This is a genomic window from Proteus sp. TSJ240517 (genome assembly GCF_047921575.1).
Taxonomy (GTDB): domain Bacteria; phylum Pseudomonadota; class Gammaproteobacteria; order Enterobacterales; family Enterobacteriaceae; genus Proteus.
The window spans coordinates 598,416-605,874 of the sequence record NZ_JBLRMH010000002.1 but is presented as its reverse complement, the minus strand read 5'-3'; the positions used below and the strand labels follow the sequence as shown (position 1 = coordinate 605,874).

Annotated in this window: 6 protein-coding genes; 5 read left to right on the top strand and 1 reads right to left on the bottom strand. The window is 40.3% G+C overall.

The features are described 5' to 3' along the window. Window positions 1–82: 82 nt before the first annotated feature. Window positions 83–742, bottom strand: a complete 660-nt coding sequence (locus tag ACNARN_RS06305; protein WP_198619228.1) for a GntR family transcriptional regulator — start codon at window positions 740–742, stop codon at window positions 83–85. 469 nt (window positions 743–1,211) lie between these two features. On the opposite strand from ACNARN_RS06305, the gene ACNARN_RS06300 reads away from it, so the two are divergent. Genes ACNARN_RS06300 through ACNARN_RS06280 form a run of 5 tightly spaced genes read left to right on the top strand, consistent with a single transcriptional unit; the run spans window position 1,212 to window position 7,424 of the window. After that, window positions 1,212–2,462, top strand: a complete 1,251-nt coding sequence (locus tag ACNARN_RS06300; RefSeq protein WP_160229930.1) for an NRAMP family divalent metal transporter — start codon at window positions 1,212–1,214, stop codon at window positions 2,460–2,462. Window positions 2,463–2,475: 13 nt separating this feature from the next. Next, on the top strand, window positions 2,476–3,261 hold the full coding sequence (locus ACNARN_RS06295; protein WP_198630453.1) for a LamB/YcsF family protein: 786 nt from the start codon (window positions 2,476–2,478) through the stop codon (window positions 3,259–3,261). Window positions 3,262–3,263: 2 nt separating this feature from the next. Next, the gene (locus ACNARN_RS06290; protein WP_198619230.1) at window positions 3,264–4,070 is read left to right on the top strand and encodes a putative hydro-lyase; all 807 of its coding nucleotides are present in this window, start codon (window positions 3,264–3,266) and stop codon (window positions 4,068–4,070) included. A 14-nt stretch (window positions 4,071–4,084) separates the two neighbouring features. Then, window positions 4,085–5,662: a 5-oxoprolinase/urea amidolyase family protein gene (locus tag ACNARN_RS06285; protein WP_198619231.1), complete on the top strand. Its 1,578-nt coding sequence runs from the start codon at window positions 4,085–4,087 to the stop codon at window positions 5,660–5,662. 16 nt (window positions 5,663–5,678) lie between these two features. After that, a complete protein-coding gene (locus ACNARN_RS06280) occupies window positions 5,679–7,424 on the top strand; it encodes an acetyl/propionyl/methylcrotonyl-CoA carboxylase subunit alpha (protein WP_349442665.1) in 1,746 nt (581 codons plus the stop codon). Window positions 7,425–7,459: the final 35 nt, after the last annotated feature.

Sequence of the window (7,459 nt, the reverse complement as noted above, 5' to 3'; positions counted from 1 at the left end):
GATCAAAAATCAGTGAATTTTAAATATTATTCTAAATTCTGAATATAAAAATGCCCTAAATTAGGGCATTTTTTATGATCTTTTAACAAAAGTTATGACGAGAAAATGCAGCGAGTACTGTTCTTTCTGAAATTTCTAAATAGTCTTCCATTGCTGTTGCTGCTTCTTGTGCTTTTCCATCCATCAACAGCATTAAAATCTGTTCATTTTTTTCAATATAAGGTGCGTGTAGTAATTGAGGATCATTGAGTAAGCCAAATGCTAAACGTAATTCAGCTAGAATAAGTTGGTATTGTTTAAACAGTCTAGGACTATCTGAAAGCTCAACAATCGCGGTATGAAAGTGCATATTGCAGGTTCCTACACCGTTCCAATCTTGTTGTTCTTGAAAAATTTTTGCTTGATTAACACTATCTTGCATTCTAACAATAGCGGGATGCATGGGATAAGAATGTCGTAGAGCATCACATTCAATTAATCGTCTTACACGATAAATATCCATGATACTTGCCATATCTGGTACAGAAACAAAAACACCACGATTAGGTTTATAAGTCAAAAGCCCTTCTTGGGTAAGAACGCGGAAAACCTCTCTTAAAGTATTACGCGATATTTCTAGCGTTTCACTTAATGCAGTTTCTGACAATCTTTCGCCAGGAGGTAATTCTCCAATAGTGATTTTTTGCCGAATAATATTTGCAACTTTTTGAGAAAGAATTTGTGGAGATGTTTTTTTCTGCATTATCTTCTGCTATTAGCTTAATAGAAGCGTCTATTCTATCAGTGTGTTTTGTAATATATAACCTCTATTATGCCACTCTGTCGTACTTCTCACTGTATCGAATATAACTTTCTATTTATTTCCATCAAAAAAAATTAATTTTTCCTTACGATATTTTAGTGATTAAACATATTTTTCCTTCTATATTAGCGCACTATTTTTGTGCATTTGATCTTTTTATGCCTCATTTAAGTGCATATTCATGACTAATTAACGAGTCATAATTGTCAATAAAATGTTAAAAATGCGATCTTGTTTGCACTTTTATCATCCCATATTTAAATCTATTTGCTTATTTATTCATCTATTATTATTAATTGTTCAACAATCTAATATCAGGTGATTAACAATTACGTATTCATGCTCAACAATGGCACGCTAATTGCCTTAGTAATAATAATTAAAATAATGATGATAAAGGGGGTAGCTCATGGCTACACAAGACACTGCAAATACAACATCAAATACGTTTATAAAAAATAGACGTTCTTCTCTGATAGCTGCCATTTTTTTAATGGCAACGTCAGCAATTGGGCCAGGTTTTATTACTCAAACTGCAACCTTTACTGCCACTATGGGAGCCGCATTTGCGTTTGGTATTTTGGCATCAATCATCATCGACTATGTTGTTCAGCAAAGTATCTGGCGAGTGATCACGGTTACCAACATGCGAGCTTCAGATATTGCTAACAAAGCAATACCTGGCAGTGGCTACTTACTTGCTGTATTAGTTATTTTTGGCGGCTTAGTATTTAACGTGGGTAACATTGCAGGTGCTGGCTTAGGGCTTAATGCAATGGTTGGTCTAGATCCTAAATGGGGAGGGATCTTAAGTGCTTTACTTGCGATCTATATTTTCTCATCACGCAAAGCCAGTAACTTTATTGATCGTATGATCATTGTTCTTGGTATCGTTATGATCCTACTGACGGTTTTTGTCATGATTGCGTCTAATCCTCCAGTAGGTGAAGCATTAAGACAAACTGTTTTACCTGATGCAATTAACTTCGCTACGATCACTACAATTGTTGGTGGGACCGTAGGCGGTTATATCTGTTATGCGGGGGCTCACCGTCTCCTTGATAAAGGAACAACGGGGATTGAGAACATTGATGCGGTATCAAGCGCTGCAACCAAGGGAATTTTAGTCGTTGGATTAATGCGCTATATCCTGTTCCTTGCCATTTTAGGTGTGGTTGCCAGTGGCGTAACATTAGATATTTCTAGCCATGCAGCAAATCCAGCTTCTCAAGCATTTCAACATGCAGCGGGTTTAACTGGATTACGCATCTTTGGTCTTATTTTATGGGCTGCTGCATTAACGAGTGTGATTGGTGCTGCTTATACCTCAATGTCATTTATTACTGTATTTAAAGAAGGTGTTACTGAGCGTCAACGTAATATCGCAACCATTATTTTCATCGCTATTTCACTCGCCATTTATATGGTAATGGGAACTGCACCGGCTGCATTATTAGTCTTTGCCGGTGGTTTTAATGGACTCATTTTACCTATTGGTATGACACTTTTCATTTTTGTTGCATGGCGCCGCCAAGATCTCATGAATGGTTATAAATATCCTGCATGGCTACTGTGGTCAGGTATTTTTGTCTGTGCGCTGACTTGGTATATGGGCATTATGTCCGTGGGTGCTATTTTCAACTACCTCAACATTGCTTAAGAGAATAATAACGATGATAAAAGCAGTCGATTTAAACAGTGATTTAGGTGAAAGCTTCGGTCAATGGACAATGGGCAATGATGATGCAGTGCTTGGAATTGTCAGTAGTGCAAATATTGCTTGTGGCTTTCATGCAGGTTCACCAGATGGAATTTTAAAAACATTAAAAGCAGCGAAACAACACAATGTCGCGATAGGGGCACACGTCGCTTATCCTGATTTAGTGGGTTTTGGTCGCCGTAATATGGATATCGCCAGTGATGAATTAACCGCAGATGTGATTTATCAAATAGGTGCATTACAAGGATTAGCTAAAGCGGTTGGAATGAGTGTGACTTATGTTAAGCCTCATGGCGCGCTTTATAACACTATTGCTCATGATAAACGTCAAGCACTTGCTGTTATTGATGCGATCCTCTCCATCGATCCACAACTTATATTAGTTGCTTTAGCCGGATCACCCCTTATTGAACTTGCAAAGGAAAAGGGGCTTCGAGTGATTGCTGAAGCCTTTGCAGATAGAGCTTATCATTCTGATGGCACATTAGTTTCTCGCAAAAAAGAGGGTGCCGTTTTACATGATCCCAAACTTGTTGCACAACGCATGTTACGCCTTGTGCAAGAAGGTGGAATTGAATCTATAGAAGGTATTTTTACCACGATACAGGCTGATTCTATTTGTGTTCATGGTGATAGCCCAGATGCTGTAGCTCTTGCCAAAAGTGTAAAAGAAATTTTAATTAATCATGGTGTTAGCATTAAGCCTTTTGCCCCTTCTTCACTGAACAATGAGGTGTAAAAATGACTTATTTAATGAAGGCAACACCTGAGGCAATCACAAAAGCACAAGAAGCTCGACTTGCCATTCGCAATGGTTTGGATATTCCAACAGCGGGTATGGCAAAAGGAATGACACAAGCTAATATGATTAGTTTGCCGCGTGATTGGGCATTTGATTTTCTGCTTTATGCTCAACGTAATCCAAAAAGTTGCCCTATTTTAGATGTGTGTGAATCAGGAAGTTATCGCACTGTTTTAGCAAAAGACGCTGATCTACGCACTGATATTCCCCGTTACTGTGTTTGGGAAGATGGCAAATTAGTTGATGAAATTACGGATGCCACTGAGATTTGGGCACAGCATCCGGATCTAGTCACTTTCCTTATTGGCTGTAGTTTCACATTTGAAACGCCAATGTTAGAAGCGGGCATTGAAATCCGCCATATCACAGATAACAGCAATGTTCCGATGTATAAAACGAATCGCTTATGTCGCCCTGCTGGGCGATTAGAAGGCGAGTTAGTGGTTTCGATGCGTCCTATTCCTGCTGACCGAGTTGCTGATGCTGTAATGATCAGTGGTCGATTTCCTTCTGTACATGGTGCTCCGGTTCATATCGGTTCACCAGAAGCGCTGGGTATTAAAGACATTATGTCACCCGATTTTGGTTCTCCAGTAAGAATTGAACAAGGTGAAATCCCTGTATTTTGGGCTTGCGGTGTAACTCCACAAGCGGCAGTTATGCGTTCAGGTGTACCTTTCGCCTTAAGTCATTCTCCGGGACATATGTTTATTACGGATGTGCCTGATGCGGCTTATCACGTATAAAGGAGGAAGATACTTTGCGCTTTTTACCCGTTAATTTATCTCACTTATTAGTTGAGCTTTCTTCTTTGAAAGAGACGCTCGCATTGTATGAATCTGTCAAACAAGCGAATATTGCTGCTATTCAAGATATTGTACCCGCGGCAAAAACACTCTTAATTCACTATACGCCGTGGCTAATCACGGCTGAAGAACTTGTGTGTCAGCTTCGACAATTAGAAGTCAAAGCGATATCAGCTCGTCAAACACAATCATTAACGATCCCTGTTCATTATCAAGGTGAAGATCTTAATGAGGTCGCTGAATTATTAGGGATCGCTACCAATGAGGTGATCCGCAGGCACACAGAACAAACCTATCAGGTTGCATTCACTGGTTTCGCCCCAGGTTTTGCTTATTTGATTGCCGATGAAACGCAGCTCTATGTGCCTCGCCGTAAAACACCTCGCACACGAATTCCTGCTGGATCTGTCGGATTAGCCGGTGAGTTTAGTGGTGTTTATCCACAACAAAGCCCAGGTGGTTGGCAATTAATTGGCACCACAGAAATAAAAATGTGGGATCTTTCTCGTGAACAACCTGCCTTTTTATTACCAGGTAATGAAGTGCATTTTGTTGATGCCCAAAAATCCCCAGTAACAGTTTCATTACCTGAGAAAAAATCAGCAGTAGCTTCCCAGCTCTCGTTAAATGATAAAGGGTTATATGTCATTTCAGCGGGGCTACAAACTTTATTTCAAGATGAAGGGCGTATTGGTGCGGCATCAATGGGCGTATCTGCTTCAGGTGCACTCGATAAGCCAGCCTTACATGCAGCTAATCGTCTAGTGGGTAATCCTATCTCATTTGTGGCGCTTGAAATAACGCAAGGTGGATTGACGCTTAAAGCACGACAAGACTGTGTGATTGCATTAACCGGTGCAGATTGTTCTATTTTATTAAAACATGAATCGGGTGAGGGCGAATATTTATCAGGTTATCAGCCTATAGATGTTCGTTGTGGTGATGAAATTATTTTAGGTATGCCAAAAGCGGGTGTACGTAGTTATCTAGCCGTTAGAGGTGGTTTTGAATTACCAGCGGTTTTAGGCAGCCATGCGTTTGATACTTTAGCGCAAATTGGTCCTAATGCTTTACAAGAAGGTGACGTGCTTCATCTTAATCACGAAAGTACGCTAAATGGGATTATTGCTGAGGAACAACCTACATCAACACTGCCAAAACAAGGCGATATCGTTACGCTGGATGTTGTTCTAGGCCCTCGTACAGACTGGTTTACAACGGATGCAATAAAGACGTTAACGTCTCAATTATGGCAAGTGACACCACAGTCTAATCGTATTGGGTTACGTCTGTTGGGCGAAATACCTCTGGCACGAGAGCAACAACAAGAGCTATCGAGCGAAGGCACTTGCATTGGTGCAATTCAAGTTCCGATTAATGGGCAACCTGTTTTGTTCCTTAACGATCACCCTTTAACAGGAGGATACCCTGTTATCGGCGCTGTTGCTGAATATCACTTACCACTCGCAGGGCAGATCCCTGTTAACGCTAAAATTCGTTTTAATCCAATTACCGAATTTCAAGAATATTGATAGGAGAATGCCACTCATGACAACAATTAACCAAAAACAACGAGTGAAGCATAGAGTACTGATTGCCAACAGAGGCGAAATCGCTGTTCGTATTATTCGAGCTTGTCAGGACTATGGCGCGACTTCCATCGCTATTTATGCCAATGATGATATTGATGCACTGCACGTTCGTCTTGCTGATGAAGCTTATGGGCTCAATGGTAATTTGCCGAAAGAGAGCTATCTAGATATTAATAAAATTATTGATATTGCCCATAAAGCCAATGCCACGATGATCCATCCCGGTTACGGTTTTCTTTCTGAACGAGCTGACTTTGCAAAAGCGGTACAAGACGCGGGATTTATTTGGATCGGCCCTAACCCAGAAACGATAGAAGTACTTGGCGACAAAGTGAAAGCTCGCAAAATTGCACAATCTGTTGGTGCTCCTCTTGTAAATGGTACGGCTGATCCTGTTAATGATGCCAAAGAGGTTCTAGATTTTGCTAAACAATATGGTCTACCCGTTGCCATTAAAGCTGCTTTTGGTGGTGGAGGTCGAGGTTTAAAAATCGCCCATAAAATGGAAGAGATTGAAGAGCTTTATCATTCAGCAGTACGAGAAGCTGTAACAGCTTTTGGACGTGGTGAATGTTATGTCGAACAATTCTTAGATAAACCTCGCCATATCGAAGCGCAAATTATTGCAGATAAACTGGGTAACGTTGTGGTTGTAGGAACGCGAGACTGTTCATTACAACGTCGTAATCAGAAGTTAATTGAAGAAGCACCAGCACCTTATTTAACAGATGAACAACGTGAACGTATTCACCAATCAGCTAAAGATATTTGCGCTAAAGCGGGCTATGTGGGCGCAGGTACAGTTGAATTTTTATTAAGTGCTAATGGGACTATCTCTTTTCTTGAAGTAAATACGCGTTTACAAGTTGAGCACCCAGTTACCGAAGAAACCGCAGGTATTGATTTAGTGATTGAGCAATTACGTATTGCGGAAGGTTTACCACTAAGTATTGATAAAACCCCCGTTCCACGCGGTCACTCTTTTGAATTTAGGATCAATGCAGAAGATCCCGCCAAAGGCTTTTTGCCAACACCGGGTTTAATTACGCATTTCTCTCAGCCTTCAGGTCCAGGTATTCGTGTAGATAGTGGTGTTGCTGAAAATAATCAGGTTTCACGTCAATTTGATTCCATGATGGCGAAATTAATCGTCACTGGGGCAACGCGTGAACAAGCTATTTCTCGTGCTCGTCGAGCATTAGCTGAATTTAAAATTGAAGGCGTGGCAAGTGTATTGCCTTTCCATTGTGAAATGATGGAGCATACTGATTTTACTAAAAACTTTAAAGTGCATACTCGTTGGATTGAAACTGATTTTCAGGCAAAAAATACCCATTTCCCTCGTAGCACACAGGCAAAAAATGAAGAGCTAGTACGTACTTTTATTGAAATTGATGGTCGTCGTCACGAATTAGCTTTACCTGCTCAATTACTTTCTCTCTCTGCGGTAATACCGACAGCAATCGGTGCGAGCCATGAGAAAGAAGAGAATGAAAAAGCCGTCACTGCACCTATTTCTGGTGTATTACATAGCTGGGTTTTATCTGATGGCGACAAAGTCAAAGAAGGCGATGTCATTGCTATTATGGAAGCCATGAAAATGGAAGTTCAGGTTGTGGCTTCTCGTAATGGTGTGTTACTGCAAAAAGCGAAAACAGGTGATTATTTTTCAGCAGAAACCATTTTGGCTGAAATTAACTAACTGATTAATCAATAAAATATCTTTTTTCAAAGTTA

Bases quoted from the DNA above. Each gene is read 5' to 3' on its own strand.
- ACNARN_RS06305 (WP_198619228.1), bottom strand. From the start codon at position 742: ATGCAGAAAAAAACATCTCCACAAATTCTTTCTCAAAAAGTTGCAAAT.
- ACNARN_RS06300 (WP_160229930.1), top strand. From the start codon at position 1,212: ATGGCTACACAAGACACTGCAAATACAACATCAAATACGTTTATAAAA.
- ACNARN_RS06295 (WP_198630453.1), top strand. From the start codon at position 2,476: ATGATAAAAGCAGTCGATTTAAACAGTGATTTAGGTGAAAGCTTCGGT.
- ACNARN_RS06290 (WP_198619230.1), top strand. From the start codon at position 3,264: ATGACTTATTTAATGAAGGCAACACCTGAGGCAATCACAAAAGCACAA.
- ACNARN_RS06280 (WP_349442665.1), top strand. From the start codon at position 5,679: ATGACAACAATTAACCAAAAACAACGAGTGAAGCATAGAGTACTGATT.